This window comes from Methylobacterium sp. Leaf361 (genome assembly GCF_001424445.1).
Classification (GTDB): Bacteria; Pseudomonadota; Alphaproteobacteria; order Rhizobiales; family Beijerinckiaceae; genus Methylobacterium.
This window is the reverse complement of the sequence record NZ_LMPY01000015.1, coordinates 21,291-47,745: the sequence shown is the minus strand read 5'-3', so window position 1 is coordinate 47,745 and position 26,455 is coordinate 21,291. Positions and strand designations below refer to the sequence as shown.

28 protein-coding genes are annotated in these 26,455 nt (G+C 67.3%); 11 read left to right on the top strand and 17 right to left on the bottom strand.

Annotated elements, in window-relative coordinates:
* Positions 1 to 34 precede the first annotated feature (34 nt).
* Positions 35 to 367 (top strand): hypothetical protein, encoded by a 333-nt coding sequence (locus ASG32_RS13160; protein WP_056526737.1) that lies wholly within the window; start codon positions 35 to 37, stop codon positions 365 to 367.
* Here the strand turns inward: ASG32_RS13160 and ASG32_RS13155 are convergent.
* From ASG32_RS13155 to ASG32_RS13115, 9 genes are all read right to left on the bottom strand, one after another.
* The gene (locus ASG32_RS13155; RefSeq protein WP_020094707.1) at positions 352 to 798 is read right to left on the bottom strand and encodes a hypothetical protein; all 447 of its coding nucleotides are present in this window, start codon (positions 796 to 798) and stop codon (positions 352 to 354) included. The two genes, ASG32_RS13160 and ASG32_RS13155, sit on opposite strands and share 16 nt — an antisense overlap.
* A gap of 126 nt (positions 799 to 924) precedes the next feature.
* Positions 925 to 1,257 carry a hydroxyisourate hydrolase gene (locus ASG32_RS13150; RefSeq protein ID WP_082557858.1) on the bottom strand — a complete coding sequence of 111 codons (333 nt, stop codon included), beginning with the start codon at positions 1,255 to 1,257 and terminating at the stop codon, positions 925 to 927.
* The gene (locus ASG32_RS13145; protein ID WP_056526617.1) at positions 1,254 to 2,687 is read right to left on the bottom strand and encodes an amidase; all 1,434 of its coding nucleotides are present in this window, start codon (positions 2,685 to 2,687) and stop codon (positions 1,254 to 1,256) included. Before ASG32_RS13145 ends, ASG32_RS13150 begins: the two co-directional genes overlap by 4 nt.
* On the bottom strand, positions 2,684 to 3,436 hold the full coding sequence (locus ASG32_RS13140; RefSeq protein WP_056526615.1) for an aspartate/glutamate racemase family protein: 753 nt from the start codon (positions 3,434 to 3,436) through the stop codon (positions 2,684 to 2,686). The genes ASG32_RS13145 and ASG32_RS13140 overlap by 4 nt, the downstream gene beginning before the upstream one ends.
* Before the next feature lie 18 nt (positions 3,437 to 3,454).
* Positions 3,455 to 4,273 (bottom strand): ABC transporter permease, encoded by an 819-nt coding sequence (locus ASG32_RS13135; RefSeq protein WP_056526605.1) that lies wholly within the window; start codon positions 4,271 to 4,273, stop codon positions 3,455 to 3,457.
* Between the two features lie 29 nt (positions 4,274 to 4,302).
* Complete coding sequence (locus ASG32_RS13130; RefSeq protein WP_056526602.1) at positions 4,303 to 5,202, bottom strand: ABC transporter permease; 900 nt, start codon at positions 5,200 to 5,202, stop codon at positions 4,303 to 4,305.
* Entirely contained in the window at positions 5,199 to 6,242 is a 1,044-nt protein-coding gene (locus tag ASG32_RS13125) for an ABC transporter substrate-binding protein (protein WP_056526600.1), read from the bottom strand. The genes ASG32_RS13130 and ASG32_RS13125 overlap by 4 nt, the downstream gene beginning before the upstream one ends.
* Before the next feature lie 37 nt (positions 6,243 to 6,279).
* Entirely contained in the window at positions 6,280 to 7,380 is a 1,101-nt protein-coding gene (locus ASG32_RS13120; RefSeq protein WP_056526596.1) for an ABC transporter ATP-binding protein, read from the bottom strand.
* Positions 7,377 to 8,135 carry an aspartate/glutamate racemase family protein gene (locus ASG32_RS13115; RefSeq protein ID WP_082557857.1) on the bottom strand — a complete coding sequence of 253 codons (759 nt, stop codon included), beginning with the start codon at positions 8,133 to 8,135 and terminating at the stop codon, positions 7,377 to 7,379. Before ASG32_RS13115 ends, ASG32_RS13120 begins: the two co-directional genes overlap by 4 nt.
* 167 nt (positions 8,136 to 8,302) lie before the next feature.
* Here ASG32_RS13115 and ASG32_RS13110 point away from each other — a divergent pair, with 167 nt between their 5' ends.
* The gene (locus ASG32_RS13110) at positions 8,303 to 9,031 is read left to right on the top strand and encodes a GntR family transcriptional regulator (protein ID WP_056526590.1); all 729 of its coding nucleotides are present in this window, start codon (positions 8,303 to 8,305) and stop codon (positions 9,029 to 9,031) included.
* A 114-nt stretch (positions 9,032 to 9,145) separates the two neighbouring features.
* Here ASG32_RS13110 and ASG32_RS13105 read toward each other — a convergent pair whose 3' ends face one another.
* The gene (locus ASG32_RS13105) at positions 9,146 to 9,394 is read right to left on the bottom strand and encodes a PilZ domain-containing protein (RefSeq protein WP_056526588.1); all 249 of its coding nucleotides are present in this window, start codon (positions 9,392 to 9,394) and stop codon (positions 9,146 to 9,148) included.
* Between the two features lie 204 nt (positions 9,395 to 9,598).
* Positions 9,599 to 11,131 (bottom strand): sensor domain-containing diguanylate cyclase, encoded by a 1,533-nt coding sequence (locus tag ASG32_RS13100; protein WP_056526585.1) that lies wholly within the window; start codon positions 11,129 to 11,131, stop codon positions 9,599 to 9,601.
* Positions 11,132 to 11,324: 193 nt separating this feature from the next.
* Here ASG32_RS13100 and ASG32_RS35045 point away from each other — a divergent pair, with 193 nt between their 5' ends.
* Together ASG32_RS35045 and ASG32_RS13090 are read left to right on the top strand one after the other, a co-directional pair.
* Positions 11,325 to 11,657 carry an efflux RND transporter permease subunit gene (locus tag ASG32_RS35045; protein ID WP_244491928.1) on the top strand — a complete coding sequence of 111 codons (333 nt, stop codon included), beginning with the start codon at positions 11,325 to 11,327 and terminating at the stop codon, positions 11,655 to 11,657.
* A 310-nt stretch (positions 11,658 to 11,967) separates the two neighbouring features.
* Positions 11,968 to 12,195, top strand: coding sequence for a hypothetical protein (locus ASG32_RS13090; protein ID WP_042675635.1), 228 nt, complete (start codon positions 11,968 to 11,970; stop codon positions 12,193 to 12,195).
* A 20-nt stretch (positions 12,196 to 12,215) separates the two neighbouring features.
* Here ASG32_RS13090 and ASG32_RS13085 read toward each other — a convergent pair whose 3' ends face one another.
* Positions 12,216 to 12,491: a hypothetical protein gene (locus ASG32_RS13085; protein ID WP_042675634.1), complete on the bottom strand. Its 276-nt coding sequence runs from the start codon at positions 12,489 to 12,491 to the stop codon at positions 12,216 to 12,218.
* Positions 12,492 to 12,697: 206 nt separating this feature from the next.
* Between ASG32_RS13085 and ASG32_RS13080 the strand changes: the two genes are divergently transcribed.
* Entirely contained in the window at positions 12,698 to 12,988 is a 291-nt protein-coding gene (locus ASG32_RS13080; RefSeq protein WP_020094692.1) for a hypothetical protein, read from the top strand.
* A 455-nt stretch (positions 12,989 to 13,443) separates the two neighbouring features.
* Here the strand turns inward: ASG32_RS13080 and ASG32_RS32480 are convergent, their stop codons facing one another.
* On the bottom strand, positions 13,444 to 14,694 hold the full coding sequence (locus ASG32_RS32480) for a HipA domain-containing protein (protein ID WP_082557856.1): 1,251 nt from the start codon (positions 14,692 to 14,694) through the stop codon (positions 13,444 to 13,446).
* 691 nt (positions 14,695 to 15,385) lie between these two features.
* On the opposite strand from ASG32_RS32480, the gene ASG32_RS13075 reads away from it, so the two are divergent.
* The 4 genes from ASG32_RS13075 (at position 15,386) to ASG32_RS33840 (ending at position 20,775) form a co-directional block, all read left to right on the top strand.
* The gene (locus tag ASG32_RS13075) at positions 15,386 to 16,276 is read left to right on the top strand and encodes a hypothetical protein (protein WP_056526579.1); all 891 of its coding nucleotides are present in this window, start codon (positions 15,386 to 15,388) and stop codon (positions 16,274 to 16,276) included.
* A gap of 110 nt (positions 16,277 to 16,386) precedes the next feature.
* Positions 16,387 to 16,830, top strand: a complete 444-nt coding sequence (locus tag ASG32_RS13070; RefSeq protein ID WP_157861957.1) for a hypothetical protein — start codon at positions 16,387 to 16,389, stop codon at positions 16,828 to 16,830.
* Between the two features lie 14 nt (positions 16,831 to 16,844).
* Positions 16,845 to 18,569 carry an AAA family ATPase gene (locus ASG32_RS35040; protein ID WP_244491927.1) on the top strand — a complete coding sequence of 575 codons (1,725 nt, stop codon included), beginning with the start codon at positions 16,845 to 16,847 and terminating at the stop codon, positions 18,567 to 18,569.
* A gap of 1,081 nt (positions 18,570 to 19,650) precedes the next feature.
* Positions 19,651 to 20,775: a hypothetical protein gene (locus tag ASG32_RS33840; RefSeq protein WP_157861956.1), complete on the top strand. Its 1,125-nt coding sequence runs from the start codon at positions 19,651 to 19,653 to the stop codon at positions 20,773 to 20,775.
* A 745-nt stretch (positions 20,776 to 21,520) separates the two neighbouring features.
* Here ASG32_RS33840 and ASG32_RS13060 read toward each other — a convergent pair.
* The 4 genes from ASG32_RS13060 to ASG32_RS13045 form a co-directional block, all read right to left on the bottom strand.
* On the bottom strand, positions 21,521 to 21,850 hold the full coding sequence (locus ASG32_RS13060) for a hypothetical protein (RefSeq protein WP_056526576.1): 330 nt from the start codon (positions 21,848 to 21,850) through the stop codon (positions 21,521 to 21,523).
* Positions 21,851 to 21,860: 10 nt separating this feature from the next.
* Positions 21,861 to 22,613, bottom strand: a complete 753-nt coding sequence (locus ASG32_RS13055; protein ID WP_056526573.1) for an FkbM family methyltransferase — start codon at positions 22,611 to 22,613, stop codon at positions 21,861 to 21,863.
* 18 nt (positions 22,614 to 22,631) lie between these two features.
* Positions 22,632 to 22,994: a hypothetical protein gene (locus tag ASG32_RS13050; protein WP_056526570.1), complete on the bottom strand. Its 363-nt coding sequence runs from the start codon at positions 22,992 to 22,994 to the stop codon at positions 22,632 to 22,634.
* 138 nt (positions 22,995 to 23,132) lie between these two features.
* A complete protein-coding gene (locus ASG32_RS13045; protein WP_056526566.1) occupies positions 23,133 to 24,548 on the bottom strand; it encodes a phosphomannomutase in 1,416 nt (471 codons plus the stop codon).
* Positions 24,549 to 24,743: 195 nt separating this feature from the next.
* On the opposite strand from ASG32_RS13045, the gene ASG32_RS13040 reads away from it, so the two are divergent.
* Positions 24,744 to 25,214, top strand: coding sequence for a DUF4214 domain-containing protein (locus tag ASG32_RS13040; protein ID WP_056526564.1), 471 nt, complete (start codon positions 24,744 to 24,746; stop codon positions 25,212 to 25,214).
* Between the two features lie 233 nt (positions 25,215 to 25,447).
* Positions 25,448 to 26,449: a GHMP kinase gene (locus ASG32_RS13035; RefSeq protein ID WP_026605183.1), complete on the top strand. Its 1,002-nt coding sequence runs from the start codon at positions 25,448 to 25,450 to the stop codon at positions 26,447 to 26,449.
* Positions 26,450 to 26,455: the final 6 nt, after the last annotated feature.

Here is a 26,455-nt window from a genome sequence, read left to right as displayed (position 1 = left end):
GCCATCGGCCGGAGCGGAGCTGTACGAGGAGCGCATGGCCGAAAGGCGGAAGGGCACCGGGTCCGGCGAGGATAGCCTGTCGCGCCACATCCTCCCCAATGCCGGCACGATGGTCGGCGTCTGCACCACGCTGATCGGCCTCGTGAAGATCGCCGAGGGCTGGATCGGGCCGAGCCACGTCGACGAGGCCGCCGCCCTGACGGCGATCCTGTTCCTGGTCAGCGCGATCGCGTCCTACCTGTCGATCCGCCTGGACGACGGCGGCGATCTCTCGGTCACCCTGGAGCGCTGCGCCGACATCTGCTTCGTCATCGGGCTGATCGGCCTGACGCTGATCTCGGTCCTGTTCGCCTACGAGACGATCTGACGGCGCGCGGCGCGGAGCCGGTCGGGCAGGGCCTCGCGGTCGGTCAGCGCCGCCGCCAGGACCGCGAACAGGCCGAGATGCAGGCCGAGCGCCGCCAGCCCGGGATCGCGCAGGGACCACAGGCCGGCCGCTCCGAGCGCCATGAGCGGCGGTCCGGCCACGTAGACGGCGCTCCGCCACCCGGCGGGCCGGCCGAGACGCCAGAAGCAGCCGGCCAGCGCCGCCAGGGCGAAGCCGCCCTTGAGCAGTGCCATGAAGCGGATCACCCGCACGAGGTCGGGATCGACGGGCGCCGCGGGGACCCGCGCGGCCGCGACGAAGGCCAGCGGAAGCGCGAGGATCGTCAGCGCGGCGAGCAGCAGGCGCGCCCGTGGGGCGCCGCGCGTCGCGGCCCCGGCCGCCGCCGGGATCGTCATCGCCTGAACCCGCATCGGCTTCCTCCTGCGCGCGCCGCGATCGGGGGCGAGTCTAGGCTCTCCCGAGGCTCCGGTCACCTCGCGGGGGAGGGCGGCCGGGCCGCGCCGTCGCGGGCCGGGTCCGAGGGCGGCGCGTGCGGCTCAACAGCCGCGGAACAGCGCCACCCCGAAGGCGGTGAATTTCAGCGGCAGGTGGCAGTGGCGGTCGGGGTCGTCGAGCCGGAAGCGGATCGCGGCCTCCTCCAGGAACCCCTCCCCCGCGGCCCCGACGAAGTCCCCGATGACGAACACGACCTCGTAGAGGCCGGCGGCGAGCCGCGTCCGCACGACCGGATGGTCGAGGGTCCCGTCCGCCCCGAGGCGGCCCTCGGCGATCACCCGCCGCTTTCCTCCGGCGCGCAGGACGCGCACGCGCATCCCCTCGGCCGGCCGGCCCGTGGCGGCGTCGACGGCGTGGAGCGACAGGCCGGTCACGGGGCCGCGTCCTCCCAGACCATCCGCCAGGGATGGGCCGCCTCGTAGGCGGCCGCCATCGCGACCAGGGTCTCGTCGCCGCCCCAGGGCGCCACGAGCTGGAACCCGATCGGCAGCCCGGCGCCCGAGGGTCGGCAGGGGATCGAGATCCCCGGGCAGCCGGCGGCGTTGACGAAGCCCGTGAAGGTCGCCGAGCCGCGGGGGCCCACCGGCACCCCGGCGATGCGCGGCGGATGGGTGTCCTCCGCCGGCCAGGGCAGCGCCGCGGCCGCGGGGGTCATGAGCAGGTCGTGGTCGGCGAACAGGGCGGCGAGGTCCCGGCGCAGCGCCAGCGCCATCCGCTGCACCTCGAACAGGTCGGCTGCCGACAGGGCCGCCCCGGCCTCCGCCAGGGCGCGGATGTCGGGGCCGAGCGCGTCGAGTCCGCCCGGATGCGCGCGCATCAGCCACGCGATGCCCGCCTGGCCGAGGACCGGCCACGCCTCCGTGATGGCGCTCGCCGCGTCGAAGCGGCCGGTCTCGACCCGGTGGCCGAGGCCAGCGAGGCGCCCGGCCGCCTCGGCGACGCTGTCGGCGATGTCGGGATCGACCGGGGCCGTCCCGAAGGCCGGGACGTGGAAGATCCGCAGCGGGCGCTCCGGCACCGCGGTGGTCCCGAACGGGCCGAAACCGTGCGGCGCGACGGAATCCGGGTCGGCCGCCCCGAGGACTCGCATCGTCGCCGCGAGGTCGTCGACGGTGCGCGCCATCGGCCCGACCACCTCGAGGTCGAGCATGATCGGCGGCAGCCCGCCTGTCCGCGGCACCCGGCCGGCCGTCGGCTTCAGGCCGACGAGGCCGGTATGCGAGGCGGGGCGGCGGACCGAGCCGCCCGCGTCGGTCCCGAGCGCCAGGGGCCCGATCCCGGCCGCCACCGCCGCCACGGCGCCGCCGCTGGAGCCCCCTGGCGTCAGCGCCGGATCCCACGGATTCCGGGTGACGCCGTGGACTGGGTTGCCGGTGTAGCCCTGGACGGTCAGCTCGGGGACGTTGGTCTTGCCCAGGATCACCGCCCCGGCCGCGCGCAGGCGCGCCACCGGCGTCTCGTCGCGGTCGACGGCCTGCCCGGCCCCCTCCCCCGCGTAGAGCCGGCTGCCCCAGCCGGTCGCGAACCCGGCGACGTTCAGACTGTCCTTGACGGTCAGCGGCACGCCGTCGAGGGGCCCGAGCGGTCGCCCCGCCCGCCAGCGCGCGGCGCTCGCCGCGGCGGCGCGCTCCGCGCCCTCGGGATCGACGGCGACGAGGGCGTTGAGCACCGGGTTCACGGCCTCGGCCCGCTCCAGGCAGGCGCGGGCGGCCGCGACCGGGCTCGCCGTCCCGGCCGCGTAGCGGCGGCCCAGGGCGGCGGCCGAGAGGGTCCAGAGAGGGCCGTCCGCGTCGATCCGGGTCATGACTCCTCCTCGCGATGGGCGATCCAGCGGGCGAGCGGCCCGGCGAGGCCGGTGGCCGGCTTGGAGGGCGGGCGGGCGAAACGGCCGGCCCGCGGCGGCCGCGTCCCGAGCCGCACCAGGGCCTGCGCCTGGCCCAGGGCTGCCGCCAGCGGGTCGACGAGCGGCACCGGCACCGCGTCCCGCAGGGCCGTGGCGAGGCCGGCGAGCGGCGCGCCGGCCAGGATCACGACGTCGGCCCCCTCCCCCACCGCCCGCTCGGCCAGGGCCAGGATCTCGGGCCGCAGCTCGTCCTGCACCTCGGTCACCGCCTGGAACGGCCGGCGCACCGCGTGGAGGCCGGCGCAGCGCGCCGACAGCCCGGCCAGCGCCACCGCGTCCTCGTACCAGGGCAGCAGGGCGGGCGCGAAGGTGACGACCGCGAACCGCGCCCCGAGCTGGCAGGCGGTCAGCATCGCGGCCTCGGCCATGCCGACCACCGGCAGGTCGAACAGCTCCCGCGCGGCGACCAGACCGGGATCGCCGTAGGCCGCGATCACCGCGGCGTCGTGGCCGGAATGGTGGGCCGCGAGCGTCTCCAGCACGGCCGCGCCGGCGAGCTGCGCCTCGGCCCGGCTCGCGATGTAGGGCAGGCCCGTCGTGGCGGTGAGCGCGGTGACGTGCGCGTCGGGGGCGAGCGCCGCCTCGGCGGCCCGCGCCATGCGCGCGGTCATCGCCGCCGAGGTGTTGGGATTGAGGAGCAGGATGCGCATGCGAGGGCTCCGGGCGCTTCAGCCCGCCATCCGGCGGGACAGGCCGGCGGCCCGCTCCATCACGGCGGCGAGCACCACGGTCACGAGGATCAGCAGGCTGGAGGCCGCCGCCACCGTGACGTCGAGGCGGCCCTCCAGGTCCTGCCACATGCGGATCGGCAGCATGTCGGTGGCGGCGTCGCGCAGGAACAGCGAGACCGGGACGTTGTCGAAGCTCGCCATGAAGGCGATGAAGCCGCCGGCCAGGATCCCGGGCCGGATCAGCGGCAGGGTCACCCGGCGGAACGTGTAGAGGCGCGAGGCGCCGAGCGAGGTCGAGCTCTCGAGGAGCACCGGATCCATCTGCGACAGGGCCGCGACGGTGGTGCGGACCACGTAGGGCACGCAGACCACGGTGTGGCCGAGGACGAGGGTCAGCGGCGAGACCGGGATGCCGGCGATGCTGAACAGCATCAGCGCCGCGAGCCCGAAGGCCAGGGCCGGCAGGACCAGCGGCGACAGGAACAGGCTGTCGAGGAGCCGCGCGGAGAGCCGCCGCGACCGGGCGATGGCGAGCGCCGCGGCGGTGCCCAGAACCACCGACAGCAGGGTCGTCCAGCCCGCCACCACGAGGCTGTTCCAGGCGGCGGCCCGGAGCTGCTCGGCCTCCGCGAGCGCCGCGTACCAGCGCAGCGAGTAGCCCGGCGGCGGGAAGCGCAGGGAGAAGCCGCTGGTGAACGACACCACCACGACGATCACGGTGGGTGCCGCCAGCAGGACGAGGCAGAGCCCGGCCAGCAGCAGCACCGCGCCGTGGAAGCTGAACCAATCGAGATCGCGCCGCAGGCTCGTCCGCATGGTGACCTCCCGGTGATCTCCCGGTGACCTCACGCGCGCGCGCGGCCGCCCGACAGGCGGCCCGCGAGGTTGAGGAGCGTGACGCAGGCGAGCACCGCCACGAGGAAGACGATCGCGATCGCCGCCGCGAACGGCCAGTTGTTGAGCGAGGAGGCCTGCTGGTACAGGTACATGGGCATGAACAGCATCTGCCCGCCGCCGATCAGCGACTGGGTGATGAAGGCGGTGATCGCCGCCGCGAAGGTCAGCAGGCAGCCCGCCACGATGCCGGGCAGGCAGAGCGGCAGCGTCACCCGGAGGAAGGTGCGCCACGCCCCCGCCCCGAGCGCCGCCGAGGCGTCAGCGAGGTTCGGGTCGATCCGCGACAGGGCGGTGACCAGGGGCAGGACCATCAGCGGCAGTTGCACCTGCGCCAGCGCCAGGACGAGGCCGCCCTCGGTGTAGAGCAGCTTCAGGGGCGCGTCGGTGAGGCCGAGGCCGAGGAGCGCGGCGTTGACGATGCCCTGGCGCCCCAGGATCACGATCCACGCGAAGGTCCGCACCACCACGCTCGTGAGCAGCGGCAGCAGCACGATCAGGGTCAGCAGGCCGCGCAGCCGGCCGGGCGCCCAGGTCAGGAGCAGCGCCAGCGGCAGGCCGAGCAGGAGGGTCAGCGCCGTGACCTCGACGCCGAGCCACAGGGTCGCGCCGAGCACCCGCAGGGAGAACGGGTCGAGCAGGAAGCGGGCGTACTGGTCGAGGCCGAACCGGGTCATGGCCGGATCGGCGTAGAAGCTCACGAGCAGCAGCAGCGCCAGCGGCGCCAGGAAGAAGACGAGGAAGAACGCCCCGAGCGGCAACGCGAGGCGGATGTCGTAGGCCGCCGTCCAGGCGCGGCCCGGGCGGAGGGGCGCCGCGACCGGGCCCGCCATGGCCGGGCCGGTGCTCACACCCGGATCTCGCGGTTGAAGCGCTCGATCCAGGCCGGCCGGCCGCGGTTGATCGCGGCCCAGTCCTGGAACACCGACTTGCGCTTCAGCTCGTCCGCGTCCTTCGCCAGGACCTTCGCGACCTCGCCCTCGATGGCGACCTTCCGGTTGGTCGGCACGATCAGGTAGGGGCTCTGCATCAGCTTGGCCTGCACCTCCGGCGACAGCGCGGCCTCGATCAGCCTGAAGGCCAGCTCCTTCGACGGCGTGTTCTTGACGATGTGGATCGTCGTCTTGAAGGCGATGATGCCTTCCTTGGGCGCCGCGAACTCCACCGGCACGCCCCGGGCCTTCAGAATCTGGATCGCGTTGAAATTGCCCGGCCCGATGTCGACCTGCTCCTGCTGGTAGAGGGCCGCCAGGGCGCCCGGGTTGGCGGCGACGGCGGCGAGGTTCGGCTTGAGCGCCTCCAGCGCCTTGAAGCCCGGCTCGACATCGGTCTCCGAGCCGCCGTGCATCCGGGCGATCTCCACGAGGAAGCCGGTGCCCAGCGTCGAGTTCAGGTTGGTGATGCCGACCCGGCCCTTGAATTCGGGCTTCCACAGGTCCGCCCAGGAGGTCGGCGGCGTCTTCACCTTCTCGGGATTGTAGGTCAGGCCGACGATCTGAAAGAACGGCGCCGGGCCCATCGGCTCCTGCGCGTCCGCGATCAGGTCGCCATAATGGGCGGACTGGGCCACCGGGTAGGGCTCGACGAGATCCTGGGCGATGGCCGTGAGGGCGGGGCCCGGATCGTGCAGCATCACGTCGATCGGCGGGTTGGCGCGGGCCGCCTGGACCTTGGCGATCTGGTCCACTGATAGCATCGGGTCGAGGATGACGTCGCCGCCCGAGCTCTTGCGGAAGGCCGGCACCAGCACGGCCCGGTGCGCCTCCTCCCAGCTGCCCGTGAAGGTCGCGAAGACGAGCTTGCGCGCCTGGGCGTGGGACAGGCCCGGGAAGGCCTGCGCGGCGCCGAGGGTCAGGGCGCCGGCGAGGAGGCTGCGGCGGTGCAGGGGCATGGTCGGTTCTCCTGGCTCGGTCTCGGGCGGCTCGGCCTCAGTGTCGGGGATCGGGAAAGACGCCGACCCGCTCGGGTGCTGTCGGGCGCAGGCGCACGCGGGTGCCGGGCGGCCGGGGCCGGGCGCCCGCCGCGCGCGGCTCGGCGGTCTTCAGGCGGGCGCCGCCGTCGAGCCGGATCTCGTGGACCAGGGTTGCGCCGAGCGGCAGGCCGACCTCGACCGCGCCGTCGAGGCCGTCCGCGGCCCCTGCCCCGGCCCCCGGTCCCTCCTCCGCGAAGGCGACGTGCTCGGGCCGCAGGCAGGCGGCGACCCGGGTCCCGTCCGGCAGGGACGTGGCGGCGGGGAGCAGGCCGCCCGCCTCCAGGGCCACCACGCGGGCGCCGCCCGCCTCCGTCGCGAGCCGCCCGTGCAGGACGTTGGCCGTGCCCACGAAGGTGTTGACGAACAGCGTCTCGGGGCGGTCGTAGACGTCGGTCGGGGGCGCGAACTGCTCCAGGCGCCCGGCGTTCAGCACGGCGACCCGGTCGGCCATCGACAGGGCCTCCTCCTGGTCGTGCGTGACGATCAGCGTGGTGGTGCCGGCGCTGCGCTGGATGCGTTTGATCTCGATCTGCATGTCGAGGCGCAGGTTCTTGTCGAGGGCCGCGAAGGGCTCGTCGAGGAGCAGGATCGAGGGGCGCACGGCGAGCGCCCGGGCCAGCGCCACCCGCTGCTGCTGGCCGCCCGACATCTCCCGCGGGAAGCGCCCGGCGAGGTGCTCCAGGCGCACGAGCGCCAGCATCTCGGCGACCCGCGCCCTCTGCTCGGCCCGCCCGACGCCTCGGGCCGCGAGGCCGTAGGCGACGTTGTCGGCGACGCTCATGTGCGGAAACAGGGCGTAGTTCTGGAACACGATGCCGACGGTGCGCCGGTTCGGCGGCAGGTGGTCGACGGCCTGACCGCCGATGATGACGCGCCCCTCCGTGGGCTTCAGGAAGCCCGCCACCGCGCGCAGCAGGGTGGTCTTGCCGCAGCCCGAGGGCCCGAGCAGCGCGACGAGCTCTCCGCCCCTGATGTCGAGGGTCACGGTGTCGACGGCGAGCGCCGTCCCGTAGCGCTGGGTGATCCCGTCGAGGATCAGGGTGGTCCCGGCGCTCACGGGCGGCCCTCCCCGCCCGCCGCGAAGGCGCGGCCGTGCGCGGCGAGATGCGCCGTCGGGCAGCCCGCCAGCTCCAGGCCCTTCCACAGGGTGACGGCCACCGAATCGATCACCGGCACGCCGAGTTCCGCCTCCAGGGTCGGCGCGAGCGCGGCGCCCGCGAGGTTCGTGCACACGATCGCCACCGCGTCGACGCCCTCGGCCGCCACCGCCCGGACCATGCCGGCGATGGCTTCCGGGCCCGCGTCGGCGAAGGCGAAGTTCTCCGACAGGCCGAGGTGGCGCTCGGCGGCGCAGTCGAAGCCGGCCGCGCCCCAGTTGGCCTGGATCCGGCGCTGCACGTCGCCGGTATAGGGCGTGACGAGGCCGATCCGCCGGAAATCCCGGGCGCGGAACAGGTCGCGGAAGGCGAGCGCGGCGGTGGAGGCCGGGCACCCGGTCCGGTCGGTGATCGCGGCGCTCAGGCGCTCGTCCGCGTCGAAACCGAGCCAGGCGCCGGAGGTGCCGTTCCACAGGATCGCGGCGACGCGGGCATCGGCGAGCAGTTCGGCCGCCGCCAGGATCGGCTCGGGGTCGAACTGGTCCAGGGCCGCCGTCGACAGGCCGATCTTCGTCACGCGGAAGCGGGCGAAGTGGGCGCTCACGCCCGCGACGCCGGCCAGGAGATGCGCCGTGGCCGGCTCGAGGACGCTGTTCGACGAGGGCGTCAGCATGCCCAGACGCGTCGTGCCGTTCGCTCGTTCCATCGCATCCATCCTCGATCCATGAAGCATCCGACAGGCCTGGGCAGGCGACAAGGCATTTTCTGCATGCTGCATGCAATTTGCGCAAATGCATGATATGGCAGCGCAAGAGGCCGAAAAATGGGCCATCGATCGGGTGGCCGGACGCGCTAGGCTGGCGCGGGAGAACGGGAGGATCGATGGACGTCGTCGCACGCCGCCGGGGCCGGCCCCGCAAGGCGCCGGTCGTCCCGGTCGCGCAGCTGCCGCGGACCGGGCTGCACGAGCAGGCGGCGGGCCGGCTCAGGGACATGATCGTGCGCGGCGTGCTGCCGGCCGGCGCGTCCCTCGTGGAGACGGACCTGTCCGTCGCCCTCGGGGTCAGCCGGACACCGTTGCGGGAAGCGCTCAAGCTCCTGGCCGCGGAGGGGCTGGTCGAGCTGCACCAGAACCGCAGCGCCCGCGTCCCGGACTGGACGCCGGAGGAGATCCTCGAACTGTTCGAGGCGCTCGCCGGGATCGAGCGGCTGACCGCGGAACTCGCGGCGCCGCGGATCTCCGAAACCCTGATGGACGCGCTGCGCGGCAAGCAGGCGCAGCTCGACCGGATGCACCGGGACCAAGTGCTCGACGCCTATTTCGCCCTGAACCAGGAGATCCACCGGACGATCGTCGAGGCCGCCCGGAACCGCCCGCTGGCGGAGGCCCATGCGGCGCTTCAGGCCCGGGCCCAGTGGGCGCGCCTGCGCGCGCTCTCCAGTGGCAGTCGCTGGGAGGAATCGGCCCGCGAGCACCGGGATCTGTTCGAGGCGCTCGCCGCGCGGGACGCCGCCGCGGCCGGGACCGTCGCCCACCGCCACGTGCTGCGGACCGGCGTGGTGATCGCTGAGACGCTCCAGGCCCGGCGCGCGGACCCCGCGGCGCGGTAACGAAGCGTTAACCCTGTCGTCGCATCGGTGGGTCACCAGCCGGACGCTGGCCTTCCACGCTCATCCGATCCGCCCCTCAACACGGGTGGGCGTGGAAGCCTCCGCCGCCGCCCGTCAGGCGTCGCCGAACTCGACCCCGAGCTCGGTCTCCTGGCGCCAGGTGACCCGCGCCGGCCGGCGCCGGCCGCCGACCCCGTAGGCCAGCACGAACGCGTCGGGCACGCCGATCACGCTGACGACCTTCAGGCGGGCGCCCCCGTCCGACATGTTGCGGATCGTGCAGTCGATCACGCCGCCGCCGGCGAGTTCGATATGGCCCTCGAGCAGGGTCCGTCTGCGGGGCGCGGCGCGTCTGTCGTCCATCCTCGTTACCCTATGGTTGCGGGCCGGATCCCTCCGGATCCGCGCGCGCTCCGCCGGCCCGGGGCACGGATGATCGATCCCGCCCGCCCCGTCCCGGCGCGACGCCGTCAGCCCTCGCCGGGCCGTCCGCCATCGCGCTCAGGAGACCACGGCGTTCGTGTCGATTCCGTCAAGGCGCTCCGCGAAAGCGCGGCGGCGCGCCGGTCAGGACGTCCGCACGAGCTGCAGGGCGCCCCGCGGGGGCGGCGGCGCGACGCTGCGGGTCTGGTTGCGACCGCCGTTCTTGGCCTCGTACAGGGCGCCGTCCGCCAAGCGGTAGGGATCCGGCAGCGGCGCGCTCCGGTCGGCGCCCGGCCGGACGGCCGCGAGCCCGATGCTCACCGTCACGGCGCCGGCCCCGATCCCGGCCGACGGGACGGTCAGCTTGGCCACCTCGGCGTGGACCGTGTCGGCGACGCGCAGGGCGCCGGCCTCGTCCGTCTCGGGCAGGAGCAGGGTGAACTCCTCGCCGCCGATGCGGCTGACGAGATCCTGGGGGCGGTGCACGCTCGCCGCGAGGCAGCGGGCCAAGCCCCGCAGGATCTGGTCGCCCACCGGGTGCCCGTAGCGGTCGTTGAAGCGCTTGAAATGGTCCGCGTCGACGATGAGCAGCGACAGGGGCTGACCGTCGCGCCGGGCCGCGTCCAGATTCCGCCGGAGGGCGTCCTCGAAGCAGCGGCGGTTCGGCAGGCCGGTCAGGGCGTCGGTGCGCGACAGCGCCGCCATCTCGGCCCGCAGCGCCTCGCGGCGACGCAGCTCCCGCCCGAACAGGAGCGACAGCGCGATCGTGAGGCCGCACAGCGCCAGCACGATGCCGCCGATGATCGTCGCCTTCGCGGCCCACTCCGCCTCCACGTCCTTGGTGGACAGGGCGACGTTCAGGATCAGCGGCAGATTTCCGATCCGCGTGAACGTGTAGTTCCGCTCGACGCCGTCGCGCACGGAGGTGCTGACGAAGTTGCCGCGGCCCTCGCGCAGGAACCGTTTGAAGATCGCGGTCTGCCCGATATTCGCCCCGAGATCCGCCTCCACGTAGGGGTAGCGCATCAGGCGGGTACCGTCGGTCAAGTACAGGTTGATGGCCCCGCCCGGTCCGAGATCGATCTCGCTGAACAGGTGCGTGAAGTAGGACAGCTTCACGGTGCCCAGGACTACGCCGCCGAAGCTGCCGTCGGGCCGGTCGATGCGGCGGCTGAACGGGAGCATCCGCTCCCCGTTGAGCCGCGACACGATCGGGCGCCCGACATGGAGGCCGAGCCCGGTGCTTGCCCGGTGGACCTGGAAGTACTCGCGGTCCGCGTAGTTGCCCGGGCGCGGCGGCACGGCTGCGATGTCGCCGACGGCGTCGCCCCGCTCGTCAAGGATCAGCATCACGCCCATGTCGCGGGCGGTCGCGGCGCGGTCGAACAGGATGAGCTGGCGCAGGTGCGGGTCGGCCTCGGCCAAGCCCGGCACCTTCAGGTTGTCGACCGCCGCGTGGATCGAGAGATCGTACATCTCGATGTTGCGCGCGATGTCGCGCTCGAGGACCTGCAGGAGGTTCCAGGAGGTCTGCTCCGCGCTTGTCCAGGCGTCGCGGCGCAGGTCGGCCAGCATGAGACCGGACATCACGACCATGCCCAGCGGGGCCAGGATCCCGAGGACGATCCAGGTGCGGGCCGAGCCGAGCCACGGGGCGACGCGTCGCCAGACGTTCATCGGCCCCCCGCGGACGGCGCTTCGTTGCCACGCTCTGGCACGCCGAGCCTTAACCGCCGCTTTCGCGGCGGTCGGGCCGGTCTTACATCCCGGCGTCTCTGTCCACGATCCGAGACACCTCGTTGATCGCGCCGCGCGGCCTTCCGGGTCCGCGCCGGTCGGCGGGAAATGCCGCGTCACGGGCGCGCCGGGGATGTCGGCGACTGCCGCTATGAGACTCAAGCCATGGCCGGCGGTCCGGCGCGAGGCCTCCGCGCGGTCGACGCGGCGGAAGACCTCGCTGCACTTCCCCGGCGTCAACCCGGCGCTGGCTCTGCGCGTCGAGCCGTTGTCGGTTCCGACGGCGACAGGTTTCATAACGCCCTTCGGCATCGCGATCCTGAACGGCGTCGTGCTCGCGAGCGACCTCCGCGATCTGGAGGCGTCCAACTCCGGTGTCCGGGAGGCCGCCATCCACGCCGCCGCGAAGCCGCTGCGGCCTGTGATCATGACGGCTCACCTTACGGCACTGAACTTCCGGCTGTAGCGTTCTCGACCAGCACCCGCGCGGAGGTGCGGCGGCCGCTCGCCACCGCGGTGATCGGGGTCCTGATCGCCGCGACCCCGCTCACCCTGGTGCTGCTGCCGGCGATCGATACCACCGTCGCTGACCTTCACCGCCCTTCGAGTGGTCCCGGCCCCCTCCGGGATACGGTTCCAAAGCGCGGGGGCGCGCGGCGGCCGACCCGTGGACGCGACAAAGTACCCGCAATCGGTATGTGGATACGCAATTCTGTGCTGATGCCGGGACGATGCTCAGGTGACTATGCTGAACTGACACGGAGCGGGAGTCCGGCATGTTGGACGGCGACGCCTTTGCCCACGAGATCGCGGCGCTCCTGATCGCCGACATCAAGACCTCCGGTGCGCGCACGCGCGGCGAGATCGAGGAGGCCTGCCGGATCTCCCTCGAGAGCCTGCTCGGCGGCACCGCGGTGCCGCCGCAGATCGCCGTGCTGATGCCGATCGGCCTGGAGCGGTGGCCGCGGGTGGTCGTGAAGGGACGGCCCCTGCCCGACGTGTAGGCCGGCGCCGCTCGCCCCCCTCAGCGGCCGATGACGCCGGTGCCCCCGGTCGGGCCGATGGCGTTCGGCCCGGTATTCGGAGCGGGCGTCGCGGCTTGGTTCCTCTGGATGTCCATCCGCAGCGTATTGCTCTGGGTCGTCTGCTCCTGTCGCAGAGCGCGGACCTGACCGCTGGTCTCCATGGATTGGTTGGCGGCGTTCGGATTGTTCTGCTGCACCTGGGCCAGGGCGGGTGTCACGGCGGCCGCGGCCAGACCAAGGCTCGCGGCGGTGAGCGTGGCGATGAGGGGGCGCATTGAAAAGCTCTCGCGCTGAGGGATCCTGCGGAGTTGACACGCCGACCGCCCGCCAAGTTCCATCCCGGTCGCGTCAGGAGGCCGTCCTCGCCGTTTGGCGGGGTGGTTAGCCATTTCCTGCCGACCGACGGCGTTCTTCACGCCTTGTTAACGCATCGGGGCAAGGCTGTCGGTGGCGTCGAATGCGGGACGTTGAGAGGGGCGCGATGCGGGCCTTGTCGGCGGAGGATGAACAGGCTGTCGATCGGCTCACGCTGCAGCTTCTTCACGACGCCTATTGCGACCTCGCGGCGGTCCTGCGCGGTGCCCAGCCCCAGGCGGCCGCGGCGATCCTCGGGGTCATGGAGCAGCGCGTGACCGACGTCCTGACCCGGATCTGCCGGCAGGGTTCGGAAGGGGCGGCCTCGGTGGAGATAGCCGTCGCCGTCGGCGAGCGGATCGGGGAGATCATGGATCAGGCCCACGGACGGGACGTCGCCGGCACGCGAGCCGCTTGATTTGAAGAGATCACGGACACCGGCATAACCAGCGTGTTCAACGCCTTGCGCATACTCTACCATTCGAGGTTCAGCTAAAATTATGGATCGCGCAAAAATTAATTTCTGATTTACATGAATTGATATTTTAGCTTCCGAATACACACCCCAAAATCGCCAGCTTGTCCATTTTTTACATGAGTCGACTTAGCTGCAATGCTTCGGTGCCGCAACAATATTTCCATAATTATATCGACGCGGGTCGAAGAGCCAGCTTATGGCTTTGTGGGCCAATCACGGCGTGTTCGAAGCCCTTATGTTCCACGGTGGCATAAGTTTTATGGAAATCGAATACGGTTACATAACCTTCGAGGCGCATCTAATTTGTAGTTCGACTGTATTCCTCAAAATAAGAAAAATTCTGTCTCGTTGCTCCATTTTGTCACGGGGGTGGCGCCATTTGCTGGCGCGGACTTTCATTGTGGCGCGGTGGTCCTGGGTAGCGAGCCGAAGCATGCCAAGAGTATTTCCCGATCCCGTCTCGACACGCCTCGGGCGTCGAGAAATACTGGGATGCGTGAGGTAGCTTCATGAACCTCATCGAGGATGGAGCTGGCGTCGGCAGCGGAGAGGCCAAATTTTATGTAGGCCGCGAATGCGGTGCTCGCGTCGCATTCCCGGCTGATACCGGGAGCCGGGGCGCAGACATGCTTGGTGCCCGACGGATGCGGGACCACATCGAACACCGGTGAAAGATTCCATCCGGTCCCATCGTTGATGAAAGCGTGGTTGCGCAAATGATCGTCGGTGTTCCGGAGATAGGCATTGACCAAGAGCCTGCGAAACATCTCGCGTTCAGGCTCTTGTACACCGATACGGCGCGCGGCTGCCGCGATGTCCAAATAGGTCTTGCTTGTCGCATAACCATAAGCTGGCTCGCCCAGCAAAGTGCCGGCGCTGAGGTAAGACAAACACGCTCCAGCCGAGGATCGATCAAAACGTGATACCAAGAGAACCGGCCTGTCGTTTACGACACGAAGCTCCCGCTCCGGGACTTGAAGGCCTGCTGCCTCAGCAAAATCGAGGCAAATCGCTTCAGCCCTGGGATTGTCGAACCTGTCGTCCCACGCGGAAAATTTGGCTATCCATTCTTTATCTGAAATCCGAACACGTGCCTTCGGTCGAGCGCCCCCAATATCCGAGCTGTGGATGAGTAGCTGCGCGAGTTGGCGCGCCGACGCTTCGCCTTCCTCGTACTTCTCTGCTGCGATGAGCGCACCTTCAAGGTCGTCCTCGCTTTGAGCGCGCTCAAGCGCTGCTTCCATCCTGGGTATCCACCTCTCGGGAGCCTCTGGCGTTGAGCCGAAGGCCAGATCGCCAGTCCGCGACAGGCCGCCTAGAGCCAGGAATTCCGGCATGCCGAGTTCCAGTTCTGGGAATACCTGTGTCAGGATTCCTTTGCCCCAGCCGTCGGGGCCTACATCGTGAAAGGCCAGATGGACCTCTCCCACGGTCGCAGGCCGCCACTTGTTTCCGAGCGGCAGGCCAATGGGGTCAATCGGCCTCCGTCCTTCAGAAGCTAGATAGTCGGAGCTATAGGCAAAACGACCGAGCCGTCGTGAGGAGCCACCTTCGAAGACAAAGAGGCCGATGGGCACATAGCCGCTCAGCCCTGACCGGAACACGTGCATTTCCTCGATGCGGTTATACTTAGAGATTCGCCACATACCCGCTCACGATGATCCCGCGGCGATCCAGCAGGGCATCTGCTGTGTCTCTGATGTGATCACACAGGCGAATGTCGCCACGTTGATCTGTGCGAATCGGTGAGATCAGCGCACTGAGCAAGAATCTGCTGGCGACAACCGGCCACCCGGCAGTCAGGCGATCATGCGATGTGATGCGCTCACCCGCAACAAGGAAAAGGGCGCCAGGCTTCCGTTAACGATCACGACAGGAAGGACTTCCTCAAGACCATATTGCCGCATCTGCGGCCTTCTCAAAGGTGCCGATCCACGCCAAGTTCGTCCCTGGCAGACCACCCGCACACGCCGCGCCGCTCTTTAGCAGGGGGCGGCCAGCACCGGTGTTAGCAGCACCGAGTGCCGGCCTGACCACGATCCGTATCGTAGAAGGATACCGAGACCATGGCTGAGACCTTCCCTACCGGCGTTATCGCGCCGACGAAACTGTCCCGATGCATGAATTCCGGGCAGTCCCAAGCCCCCGTCCCGGCAACCCGCCTGATCGCCTGAAGGTGCGCTGGCACGCGATACGCCGTGCCTCAGCGTCCCCCCGCTATCCTGCAATCCTGACGCCCTCGTTGCCGCAGGCCTGAGGCTGCGAAAAACGAGCCCGTTCGTCGCCCTGCCATTCGGTGAAGGGCGCGGGTTGGCGTCGCCTGGACGGAAACCATCCATGACCATCGTCGTCCCCCACCCCGCCGCCCAGCGCGGCGGCCGACAGCGGTTGGCCGCGCGTAGGCAGCCTGGATCCGCGACCAGCAGCCGGATCACCGTCCCGCTCGGGAGCGCCGCGGCCCTCGGCTGCGGCCACGTCCAGCCCGCGATCCCGCAGATCTGCGCACCCGAACTGATGGCCGCAGCCCAAGCCGCGCTCGACGGCGCCTTCCGGGCGACCTTCGTGCCCGATCCGCTGCTCGGACCAGGCTTGTCGCAACTCGGATCCGTGCTGGCCTCCATGGTCAAACGGCACGGGTCCCTCATCGAGGCGGCCATCACGGACGTCCTGGAGCGAAGCGGGCGCTACATCGTGCTCCGCAACGTCGCGATGCCGATCACCGTTCCGACCCAGGAACTCGTCCGCGCCAGCAGCGTCGCCCAGATTAATCAGACCTCGATCGAACTCGCGGGCGCCGTCGCGCAGTCCGTATTCCTCGACCTGATCGTCGTCGATCGGAAAGAGAGCCGAGCCATCATCGCCGAGGTCAAGAGAGGCTCCGGAAAAAATGAGGCTAGGAAAATACACCAAATTGAATGGGTGTTGCGGTGCGCGCAGGTCCAGGGCCGCTCGTTTCTGGCCTCACTCGGCTATGAGGTCGCGCAAATCCGCGCGGTGCTGATCGACGTCTATGGACGGGCCGGGTACGGCGATGACCTTACGGTGAGCGGACCGGCCATAGATCAGCTGTTCGCGACCCCGGTCTTGGCAGCGCTCGAGACTGTGACGGCGGCGCTTCAAGCCCGATTGCGCGCGGCTGTGCCGGACCTTCTGACAATGGCGTTGGCGAGCCTCGCCGTTCCTGAGAACGTCAAACACCCGCACTCGCCCGGGCCGCTCGCGCCCTGACCGCACCGCGCCGGCATCGGGTCGCGGCCGCGACCCGATGCGTCCATCTCGCTCTCCATCAATCCCGCACCGTGCGCCTGCGCGCCGGCGCGCTCTCCAGGTCTGTCTCAATGACACTCGCTCGTGACCCCGATGCCCACCTCTCCGGCACAACTGACTCGGCCAAACTCTCGCTGCCGCTGTCCTGGTGGCGCGTCCTCGCCCCTGAGGCGCTCGATATGGCGGCGCAGTGCCGCCTGTCCGCTGCCCTGAATGCCGCGCAGCCCCTGCCGTCCCCCGACTGGTCCGCTGCTTGCCGGGGCGATTCGGCGGCTGCGATCCATATCGCCCTCAACGTCCTCGCCGAGGCCATCGCCTTTCCTGGGCGCCTCGATCCGGCGATGTCGGCGATCTGCCTCTGCGCCGTACGAGGTGACGGCTCCTGCATCGACCTGATCGTGCACGTGCTCGGGCGGCGCGCTCGACGCCGGGCTGATCTCGAGGTGCTCTGCCTCGCCCATGCTTGGTGCTCCGTTCCGCGCCGCGGTTCCGACCGCGTCGGCGTCGCCCGCTGAAAGGGAGGAAGCCGATGGCATTCTCTTCGACCCCGCCTGCCCTGCAGATCGACCCCGAGGCGGCACGTCGCCTGCTCGAACCGATGCTTCCGCGCCGCCTGCGCGCCTGCCTCACTCAGGATCTGCGTGTGGCTTCTGCTTGCTCTGAGCTCGCCCTCGAGATTACCACCCTCGCCCCGGATGCCGAGGCGCTGGTCTCCGCCTGGATCGGGGCGGCCACTTCGGAAGGCGGCTTGTGGCGTGACCGTCGATGGATAGCCCGACGATCCGCTCTGATCCGGTTCCTCGACGTGTGGGCCGTGGAGCACGATCAGCCGGTGGCGCGGGCGTTGGCCGATGTCGCGACGCTGTTGTCCTGCGCCGGCGATGATCGCAGAGCTGCGGCGCGCTTGGCCCAGCCCCTGTGGCTGGAACGCGAAGCGGTTCTCGACCTCCGGAAAGGGCTCGCGGCCCTGGCCGAGGCGCAAACGCGCCTCACTATCGGACGCGTCGCCGAACAGGGTGCCGATTCGGACATCACCGGGGCGACCGATCTCGCTGTCGCGCTGCAGGCAGCTTGGCACGACGCGCTCACGGACGCGCTTCTGACGTTCTCCGAGAAGACGAGCAGCGCCATCGCCGCTGCTGCGACCCTGGCCTGTGGCGCCGATGATGCCTTCGCCAGCGACGTGGCACTCGTCCACGCGCTCGTACCCGTTGGGGAGGTCTTGACGCGACCCGTCGCAGACAGCGCGGCGACGCGGGAGCGGCGCAGATGGAAGACGATCGAGGCTCAGCTCGTCAAAAAAAGCGAGGCGCGCCAGCGCGAGAAGGCGGCGACCGTCGACACCATGCCACAGCGGCCGGATGCCGATGCCCCACCCGCGGAAGTGCCCAAAGGCCACGTCCTCGTCGTTCCGGCGATCCAGGAGACCGGGAGCGACCGCGGCCGCTCCATCGCCCGCGGTTATGAGCACGTCATCGGCAAGGCGCTCCCGCTGGTCGCCGTGCCGGATCTCGCAGTCGTGCGCACGCGGCTCGTCTTCGAATTTCCTTACGCTCAGGTTACGATCGACAGGCTTCTGACCGACCTGATCGGACGTGAGTACACCACGTTCCGGCCGACCCTGCTGATCGGCCCGCCGGGAGCCGGCAAGACCCGCCTCATCGCCAGGATTGCCTTCCATCTCGGGCTGGGGTTGTGGCGAGTCGATGCGACGCGCGACGCCGGCGCATCGCTGGGCGGCCTCGACCGCCGTTGGGCGACATCGGAACCGGCGCATCCGATCATGGCGGTAGCTCGGACCGGTAGTGCCAACCCCTTGATGCAGATCGATGAATTGGAGAAATCCGCGACCCGTTCGGATCACGGTAGGCTCTGGGATGCCCTGCTTTCGATGCTCGAACCGGAGACTGCCCGAACCTACCAAGACCCTTGTTTCCAGACGGAGACTGATATCAGCCGTGTCTCGTGGCTGGCCACTGGTAATGAGATCGGCAACTTGCCCGCCCCTTTGCTTGATCGCCTGCGCGTGTTGGAAATGCCGGCCCCGAGCCACGCAGATCTCGATGCTCTGCTCGAATCGGTCCTGGTAGGAATCGCGGCCGATCACGGGCTCGCTCCCGCCTTCATTGCGCCGCTCGACGGCGAGGAGATCGCGTTGCTTCGACGATCCTGGCGAGGCGGCTCGGTCAGGCGACTGATTCGCTTGGTCGAGGCTGTTGTCAATGCGCGCGAAACTCTCGCTGTGCGACAGTAGATTAACAGGATCGATTGCCGGAGAGGGTATATCGCTCTCCGGTGCTATTCTGTCGACCGCATGAGCCGTGACTCTGAAGTGATCATGCATTCTACCGTGCTGAATAGGTTTTGAATTGCTTGCGCAATCAACGAGATTGTGACTCTTAGATATTTCTGGTGAACTTTCTTCATCATTAACGATTGTAACTGATATCGAGATTTCTTCTTCAGATTCGTTTGAGCCCTCTCGGATCCTCCCTCGAGACACTTTTTCCCCGACGTCGCCAGCCTGCGAAACTGCGCTGCCGGAAACGCCGACCTTTACGGAAGTCTCACGCCACAAGGGATCGAACGCTCGGCGTGCACGGAACTGTTGATCCTCAGGTTCGAGCATGACTACGACGATGGGTTCTGGCCCATCACGGTGGAGGATCGCCGCACGGGCGGCTTCCCCGTGTTGTGCCAGGATCGAGGCGCGAATCGTGGATGGCGATAGTTCGCCTCCCGTGCTGGCGTCGAGCGCCGGGCCGATATCGACAGTTGCGACCTTCATGTGGGCCGGCAATCGCTTGACGACGCCATTCGTGGTCACGGTCCGAGCCTCATGAACCCGCGCGTCGAGATCAGCGGCATATCCAATGGTGTCGCCAAGGATGGGGATCGAAGCTTGGGCGCCCTCTCCGCGTGGACTCAGAATGCGGGACGCCTCCTGCAACGCCGCTGCCTTCGCAACGAAGAAGCGCTTCAAATTGAAGGTTCCGGCAGCCATGGTTAGGACCTCGCGGTATGCCGGGAGGATAGGCGCTGACGGCGATGAAAATCGGAAGCGAAAAATTTAGATCGGCGTGATCTCGGGCATGGCGCTCAACTAGGTCCCCTAGTGGGTCCTGAACCTATCCCTGAACTCGCTCGGGCTACGGATAAAATTTTTCCGCTTCGCATCGGACAGGAGATGTTGCCCAGGAGCGATCCCTCCAAGCATGAGGTGCTCATGAACGAGGTTCGACGCCGACCCTTGAGGTTACGACTCATCAGGACCATCGCGATTTTCGTCGCACCTGGCCAAGCTAGAGAAACGAACAGGCCAGGGGGCGCGAACCATGACACATTTCACATGTGTCCGTGTCGAACGTATCAGAGACCGCAGCGAGCTAGCTCGCATCGCGTCGCACGGTCTGCGGCTTGATCCCAGCAGCAAGGAGCGTGTGGACCCGGCTCGAACGCCGCTCAACCGCTCGGGATCGGACTATGCGGAGAATCCGCTGGATCTCTCAACGGCGCTCGAAGGCTTCCTCAAATCAACCGGTGCCCGACTATATGGACGCGCGCCGATCGGCCTGCATATCCTCGTGAGCGTCAGCCCAGGCTGGATCACTGAAGCGGGCGAGTTGCACGATCCCCAAAATACGCGGAACGTTCAGTTGGCTCACCAAGCTGTGGACTGGGTCCAGCGAGCACTTGGCGGGGGGAGGCCCTGCGTCGTGGCCTGGCGGCAGGATCTCGATGAGAAGGGCGGCGGGGTCGTGGACATCGTGGCCGCGCCAACCCGTACCGCAAAACTAAATCGGTTCAAAGAAGATGTCACCATCGTGTCGGTGACGGCCGCACTCGAGGTGCACCGTGCTCTACATCCTAACGACCCAACCGCGTTCGGCGCGCTTCAGACCTCTTGGGCAGTTCACGCCGCGAAGACCCTAGATCGTGCGCTTTGTCGCGGCACGCGCAAGATCGATCAGCCCGCCAGGCACCTCGATCCGAAGCGTTACGGCCGGCTGGTAGATGCGGCTCGCGACGAGGCCAAGGCCATAGCGGCGCAGGATCTCGCCGAAGAGCGGGCAGTTCTGGATGCCCGCGAGCGACGGCTGGAAATCGCGGAGGAGAAGATCACTCGGTTCGTTGCTGGGATGGCAGCCGAAAGAGAAGGGATCATGGCGGAGGCCCGAGCTAAGGTTGATGACGCCCTCAACGCTATCGCGATCGGGATCGATGCGCTGACCGATGGTAGGATCGTCGCCGTTGAGCCATGTGCAGAGAGCGGTGAGCTTCTTCTAATTGCCGACATGAACCTTGATGCCGCCGAAAGATCCGCGTTGTGGGAGGCAATCACTCCGGGCCTGCCCGCTGGACTAAAGACGGTCCTTGGATACATCCAAGCTGAGGCGGCTCGATCAGGAGAGGCCAGAAATGGCGACCACGCTAGGCATCCTTCCCCGAGCCACTTCTGAGTTTGATTTCAGAATCTATGTGGAATGCGCTTCGATAACGGGTCTGACCACGCCAGATATGCGGCTGTAGCGGCGGGAGAAAACCCGGATGGTTGCGGCCAGATCGTCCTGGCTGTGATAAACTGCAATGCTTGCAGCTTCGCGTTAGGCCGAAGCTCAAGCACTCGCTCGGGCAAGCCATGGACTGTGCGTTGGAAGATGCACTGTAGTCGGCGAGCGATGCTGCACTATTCAGATTCGATTGCATCGTCCTCGCGCGTGCTGAGATTCGCGCAGGTGATGTACATAGTTCTGGTCGGACCATCGACCAAAGATCGCTCCGCGTCGGTCTGCAACCTCGCGGCGCCGTATTTGGTGACAGAGAGGGCTAATTTTTCAACTGCTCTACCGCGAGCTCATGCGCAAGCCTGCCTACTCCGCCGAATAGTCCGCCAGGCAGGCAGCGTTCCAGCCACCGAGCTGATGTCAATTTTATGAGCGATGTAATATTGACTGGGTTCGAACCACGCACCAGATGGTCATGCAATTTTGATCGACAGGGCGGGAAAATTTGGAATACTTATGACTAACGATCAATTTGCCGAAATCGCCTGCGCAAAAATATGTCATATTGATAGACCTTCTTTAAATTTGGCGCGCATTTATATTGTTATGCCGGCTCGCGCTAAACGTATTCTCCCATCCTAATTTCGACGGCTTTGATCGACTTAGGACCGATCTCAATTCTCGATTTAAATTGCACGTTTCAGACATGCTGAGCTAATGGAATTTGTTGTTCAAGATGCGCGCGTAGGATCGAGTAGCATTTAACAACCTCCTCGAGTCTCTCGGCGTTGAGTCGCTGCATATGCTCGGACCCGTCGGGCTGCCTGTAGGTCGTGGCATAATAGGCAGCTTGAGCCTTCAGCTTGGTGGCGACAAAATCCAAATCGCCCGACCAAGTCGCTTCGGCGCGTACACGGTGAAGGCGCTGGGCGATCTCGAGCCAGTGCAAGTCGAGTGCGATCCCGCTGCCCATCTGCTTGAAAAGGTCGAACATCGAGTCGAGGATCTCGATCGCGGTCTGTGCTGACATGCCGGCTCCGTTAGGTTGATACCGCGACCAGATCAGGTCGGACGTACCAATCATCGAACAGAGAGAGTTGCCGGAATCGTCGGCGATAGCCGAGTCCGGTCAGAAGGCCATATATCTTATCGCGGCTGTCGGAGAAGTTGTGTTCGACGCTGATTAGTGCGATGTCGTAGCTTGTAAAATCGAAGCTCTCCAGGACGTCGAACTCGCCGCCCTCCACATCGATGCTCATGTAGTCGATCTGCTTCGGCGCCCGCGCCTCCGAGAGAAAACGGTCCAGCGAGATTGTCTGGACTGGGTACTGTCGCCTATCTTGACGAAATTGGGAATGAAAATCGCTTGCTGCGAATTGATCCATCCCAGACAGCTCGCCGATATCAACCTCATTGAACAAGACTTCGATGCCATTGGTCTTGTGAACACACTTGTCAGAGATGTAGCAGTTTCGGTTATCATACAATGCCGCATGCCAAGCGCGGGCAGGCTCGGCGAGAGCGCCCTGCCAGCCATAGGTCTTCTCGAGAAGAAAGGTGTTGCTCAGGCTTATACCATCGCAGGCGCCAAATTCGACGAAATATCCGTTCCGCTTCTCATTCAATTCATACAGCGCCCAAAGATCCTGTAGCAGCTGCGCGTTGGAAAAGGGCGCTCTCTTCGCCGCGAATGACAGGAAATCGAGCTCCGAGCTTACAATATGCGGCGGCGCTTCCAGATTATCCCTGAGATTGACCAGTGCATTGAACACCGTCAGGAGCTCGACATCCATGGCTCTCTGCTCATCCTGTTACTTGGGATCGATGGGGCGGGTCTGGAACGGGCGGATCGAGGCGCCGTGCCGCGTCTGTAGGATCCGATTTGAGCCGTCGAACAGGACCGTGTGCTGGACCGAATCAACGCCGTGATCGGGAATGGTCTGGGCCGCCCTACGAATAGCGGACAGGAACCCTTTACGGCTGAACCCGTAGGGACGAAGGCTCTCCAACAAGGCGTCGATTAGCTTCGTATGGCCTTCGGACCGCGCCTGCGCCAGATCGCGGTCGCGCACGGCGCTGTCGCGTTCGGCCCGCAGCAGCGACAGTTCGATCTGTTGCTGCTGGATCTGACGAATGAACTTCGTGTCAATGTCGTGAGCGAGATTCTTCGGCATTCGGTAGCTCAACAGGCCCGGGAGGGGACGGGTTCGGAACGCGGTTGGTGACACCTCGGCGTCAAGCGACAGCGGCCTTCCGTGATCACAGCCACCGAGGTGGACCGGTTATTGAGATGGCACGGCAATCCCTGTTCTCTAGATCGCTTCGGCCATGGCGGTGGCGGCTGCCGCGAGGCCCCACCGGACGAGGTCCTGGGCCTCCCGTGCCGACTTGGCCTCCGCGTAGCAGCGCAGTTCCGGAGCGTTGCCGGAAGCCCGGAAGTGGATCGTCCGCCCGCCGTCCAGCTCGATCCGGATGCCATCCTGCTCGTCGATGGATTCCGGCGCCCCGATTGGTCGGAGGAACGACACCCGGAAGGCCTCCTCGCGCAAGCGGCCCAGGAAGGCGCTGCTCCGTTCGGACGGCGTGTTGGGGAGCCGGTCGCTCGCCATCTCCCCCGCATCGAGGGAGGTCACGAGGTCGGCCAGCGAGGTGCCGGCCGCGCGCGTCGCGGCCAGTGTCGCCAGGATCGGCAGCATGGCATCGCGCGTCGGCAGGGCCGGGAGGGTCCTGCCGTCGCGTGCGATGTCCGAGCCGAGCAGGAAGCCGCCATTCGCCTCGAAGCCCGCCACGATGGCCGCACCGGAGCGCCGCGCCTGTTCCATGCCGGCGATGACGTAGGGCGAGCCCACTCTCGTGCGCAGGACCTGCTTGAAGCCGCCGGAACGCTCCAGCGCCGAACCGGCCGTCACGGGCACCACGACCGCGTCGGCCCCGAGGAAGCGTGCCGTGATCAGGCCGAGCACGTCGCCACGCACGATCCGGCCCGCCTCATCGGCGATGAGAGGACGGTCGGCGTCGCCATCGGTGGTCACGAGCGCGTCGAAATCGCCCGAGGCCATCGCGTCACGGATGAACGCGATATCCTCGGGCCGATGTGCCTCGGTGTCGATGGGCACGAAAGTCTCGGACCGGCCGATCGTCGTGACCTGTGCGCCGAAGCCGGTGAGCAGATCGGCCAGGAGATCGCGGGCGACGGAACTCTGCTGGTAGACCGCGATGCGCAGGCCTGCCAGCATCTCGGACGGGAATGCGTCGATGTAGCGGTGCTGGTAGCGGGCCAGGGCGCGGGGTTCGGGTGTCGCGGGGGTCCGTTCCGCCGACACGCCGGCCTGTGCGCCGCGGTCCAGAGCGGCCAAGATCGCCGCCTCGTCCGCCTTGGTGATCTCTCCGTCGGGCCGGTAGAATTTGAGCCCGTTGCGATCCTCCGGGATGTGGCTGCCCGTGATCATGACTGCCCAGGCGCCGCGCCGCATCGCCTCGAGGGCGAGGGCCGGTGTCGGGAGGGCGCCGCATTCGATCGCCGTGAAGCCCGTTGCCGCAGCGGCATCCGCCACCGTCGCGGCGATGCTCGGGCTACTGTCGCGCAGGTCCCGCCCGATCACGACTGCCCGGGGGGCTTCGCCCGACATGGAGCGGAAGAACGCGCTGGCATAGGCGTAGGCCGGCCCTCCGACGAGGTCCGTCACCAGACCCCTCAAGCCACTCGTACCGAATCTCAGGCTGCTCACGGCGGTTCCGTCAGTGTCGATTGAGTTGGGATCGATCACTGATGCCGCGAAACGCCGTGCATCACAACGTCCCGCGACGGGAGCCGGGCGCGCGCACGGGATCCTTCACGAAGGCGCCGCACGCGCCTCTGCGCAATACCGTTTACCCTCTCTTAACCATGATTCCAGCATTGAGTCCTACGAGCTCACCTCCAAGTGTCGGCTGTGGTCAGGATGCATTCGCAGGGTCTCGATCTCTCGAACGTGGTCAGTTTGACGATTGCCTTGTCGGAGCGTGTCGCCGAAACGCGGCGACTGGGGCACCTCGTGGCGGTCGATGAGATTGAGGCGATCGGGAACGTGGCCTCCTTTCTGCGACAGAACCTCGACGAGTGGCCCCCTCAATTGAGCCGCGCGATCTGCGACGTGATCACAAGTTCGCCGCGCGGGCGAAGCCGTTCGCTGCTGCTTGTCGAGTACATCCAATCCGGCGCCTTCGATCAGCAGCAGTCGGGGAAGCACACCATGCCGTTCGTGATGGATCTGTACCGTATCGTTCTGGGACGGGACGCAGAGGACGATGCGCTGCGGCACTGGTCTGCCCAGCTGAATGCGGGAAAGATCTCGCGGAGGCAACTTCTGGGGACTGTCATCAGTTCAGAGGAATTCCGTGCGTCGCTAAATTAATCCAGCGCTGCCTATATTTGTTGTGTGTAGGTCAATACATGTGATTTGGATGTTTGTGGCAATATGAGGCGTCGCGAGGCTGTATTCGATAGAGCGCTAAAATATGCTTCCCGCGCACAAGAATGTGTTGATAGAGTCGAGATATGGGTCGATGAATCGAGCGCTGTCGCCTTTCGCGTGGGGGCTGTGCGTCTGAGATCTGCCTGGGCGGATAGGAGCGGCGGAATACCTTCATGCTGACCGTGACTCGGACGCCGCTTCGAATAAGCTTGTTCGGCGGCGGCACAGATTACCCGGAATATTTTGAGCGGGCGCCTGGAGCGGTCGTCGGCGCCGCTATTGATAAATACATCATCATAGCCGCGCTGGATTTGATAGGGTGTCAGGATTATAATTATAGATTGAGCTATTCCCGCGTCGAGCACTGCGGGCACATCGACGAGATCGAGCATCCGGTGGTGCGGGAGGTGCTCAAATATTTCGACGTCAATCGACGGCTCGATATGAGCATCATCTCCGATTTGCCTGCGGCAGGTAGCGGTCTCGGTTCGTCCTCAGCGTTCACCGTGGGATTTCTGAGAACGATATACGCGATTCAAAATCAGAAACCTACGAAGATCGAACTCGCCAAGAAGGCGATACACGTCGAGCGCGAGATCCTGCGCGAGAACGTCGGCGTGCAGGACCAGCTCCACGCCGCCTTCGGCGGGATCAACCGGTTCGATTTCAGTGGCTCCGCCATACGGATCTCGCCCGTTCAGATGAGTTCTGCCGCCATTCAGCAACTCAATGCGTCGATGGTGCTGGTCCATACGGGCATCGCGCGGCGCGCGACGACGACGGTCGCCGCGCAGATCGCCGTGACGCGCGCGCGCGCGATCGACAAGGAATTGTCCGAACTCTACCGCCTCGTCGAGGAATGCGTCTCTCTGCTCGAAGCGGGGACGAGCGGCTGGCTCGCGCAGCTCGGCGAGATGCTCTCCGCCTCGTGGCGCATCAAGCGGACCCTGTCGCGTGAGGTCTCGAACGCGGTGCTCGACGATCTGTTCGAAGCGATCACCGCGTCGGGGGCTTACGGGGCGAAGCTGTGCGGCGCGGGCGGGGGCGGCTTCTTCCTCGCTCTGATCGATCCCGATCGGCTTCCGGCCCTGATCGAGCGGGTCGCGCCGCTGTCCGTCGTTCCGATCGGCATCGACGTCGACGGGTCCACCCTGATCTATCGCCAGACGCGCTGAGCGGCG

Excerpts from the sequence above, each read along its gene's own strand:
- ASG32_RS13160 (WP_056526737.1), top strand. The coding sequence starts at position 35 with ATGGCCGAAAGGCGGAAGGGCACCGGGTCCGGCGAGGATAGCCTGTCG.
- ASG32_RS13155 (WP_020094707.1), bottom strand. The coding sequence starts at position 798 with ATGCGGGTTCAGGCGATGACGATCCCGGCGGCGGCCGGGGCCGCGACG.
- ASG32_RS13145 (WP_056526617.1), bottom strand. The coding sequence starts at position 2,687 with ATGACCCGGATCGACGCGGACGGCCCTCTCTGGACCCTCTCGGCCGCC.
- ASG32_RS13140 (WP_056526615.1), bottom strand. The coding sequence starts at position 3,436 with ATGCGCATCCTGCTCCTCAATCCCAACACCTCGGCGGCGATGACCGCG.
- ASG32_RS13135 (WP_056526605.1), bottom strand. The coding sequence starts at position 4,273 with ATGCGGACGAGCCTGCGGCGCGATCTCGATTGGTTCAGCTTCCACGGC.
- ASG32_RS13125 (WP_056526600.1), bottom strand. The coding sequence starts at position 6,242 with ATGCCCCTGCACCGCCGCAGCCTCCTCGCCGGCGCCCTGACCCTCGGC.
- ASG32_RS13115 (WP_082557857.1), bottom strand. The coding sequence starts at position 8,135 with ATGGATGCGATGGAACGAGCGAACGGCACGACGCGTCTGGGCATGCTG.
- ASG32_RS13110 (WP_056526590.1), top strand. The coding sequence starts at position 8,303 with ATGGACGTCGTCGCACGCCGCCGGGGCCGGCCCCGCAAGGCGCCGGTC.
- ASG32_RS13105 (WP_056526588.1), bottom strand. The coding sequence starts at position 9,394 with ATGGACGACAGACGCGCCGCGCCCCGCAGACGGACCCTGCTCGAGGGC.
- ASG32_RS13100 (WP_056526585.1), bottom strand. The coding sequence starts at position 11,131 with ATGAACGTCTGGCGACGCGTCGCCCCGTGGCTCGGCTCGGCCCGCACC.
- ASG32_RS35045 (WP_244491928.1), top strand. The coding sequence starts at position 11,325 with ATGTCGGCGACTGCCGCTATGAGACTCAAGCCATGGCCGGCGGTCCGG.
- ASG32_RS13090 (WP_042675635.1), top strand. The coding sequence starts at position 11,968 with ATGTTGGACGGCGACGCCTTTGCCCACGAGATCGCGGCGCTCCTGATC.
- ASG32_RS13085 (WP_042675634.1), bottom strand. The coding sequence starts at position 12,491 with ATGCGCCCCCTCATCGCCACGCTCACCGCCGCGAGCCTTGGTCTGGCC.
- ASG32_RS13080 (WP_020094692.1), top strand. The coding sequence starts at position 12,698 with ATGCGGGCCTTGTCGGCGGAGGATGAACAGGCTGTCGATCGGCTCACG.
- ASG32_RS32480 (WP_082557856.1), bottom strand. The coding sequence starts at position 14,694 with ATGTGGCGAATCTCTAAGTATAACCGCATCGAGGAAATGCACGTGTTC.
- ASG32_RS13075 (WP_056526579.1), top strand. The coding sequence starts at position 15,386 with ATGACCATCGTCGTCCCCCACCCCGCCGCCCAGCGCGGCGGCCGACAG.
- ASG32_RS13070 (WP_157861957.1), top strand. The coding sequence starts at position 16,387 with ATGACACTCGCTCGTGACCCCGATGCCCACCTCTCCGGCACAACTGAC.
- ASG32_RS35040 (WP_244491927.1), top strand. The coding sequence starts at position 16,845 with ATGGCATTCTCTTCGACCCCGCCTGCCCTGCAGATCGACCCCGAGGCG.
- ASG32_RS33840 (WP_157861956.1), top strand. The coding sequence starts at position 19,651 with ATGACACATTTCACATGTGTCCGTGTCGAACGTATCAGAGACCGCAGC.
- ASG32_RS13060 (WP_056526576.1), bottom strand. The coding sequence starts at position 21,850 with ATGTCAGCACAGACCGCGATCGAGATCCTCGACTCGATGTTCGACCTT.
- ASG32_RS13055 (WP_056526573.1), bottom strand. The coding sequence starts at position 22,613 with ATGGATGTCGAGCTCCTGACGGTGTTCAATGCACTGGTCAATCTCAGG.
- ASG32_RS13050 (WP_056526570.1), bottom strand. The coding sequence starts at position 22,994 with ATGCCGAAGAATCTCGCTCACGACATTGACACGAAGTTCATTCGTCAG.
- ASG32_RS13035 (WP_026605183.1), top strand. The coding sequence starts at position 25,448 with ATGCTGACCGTGACTCGGACGCCGCTTCGAATAAGCTTGTTCGGCGGC.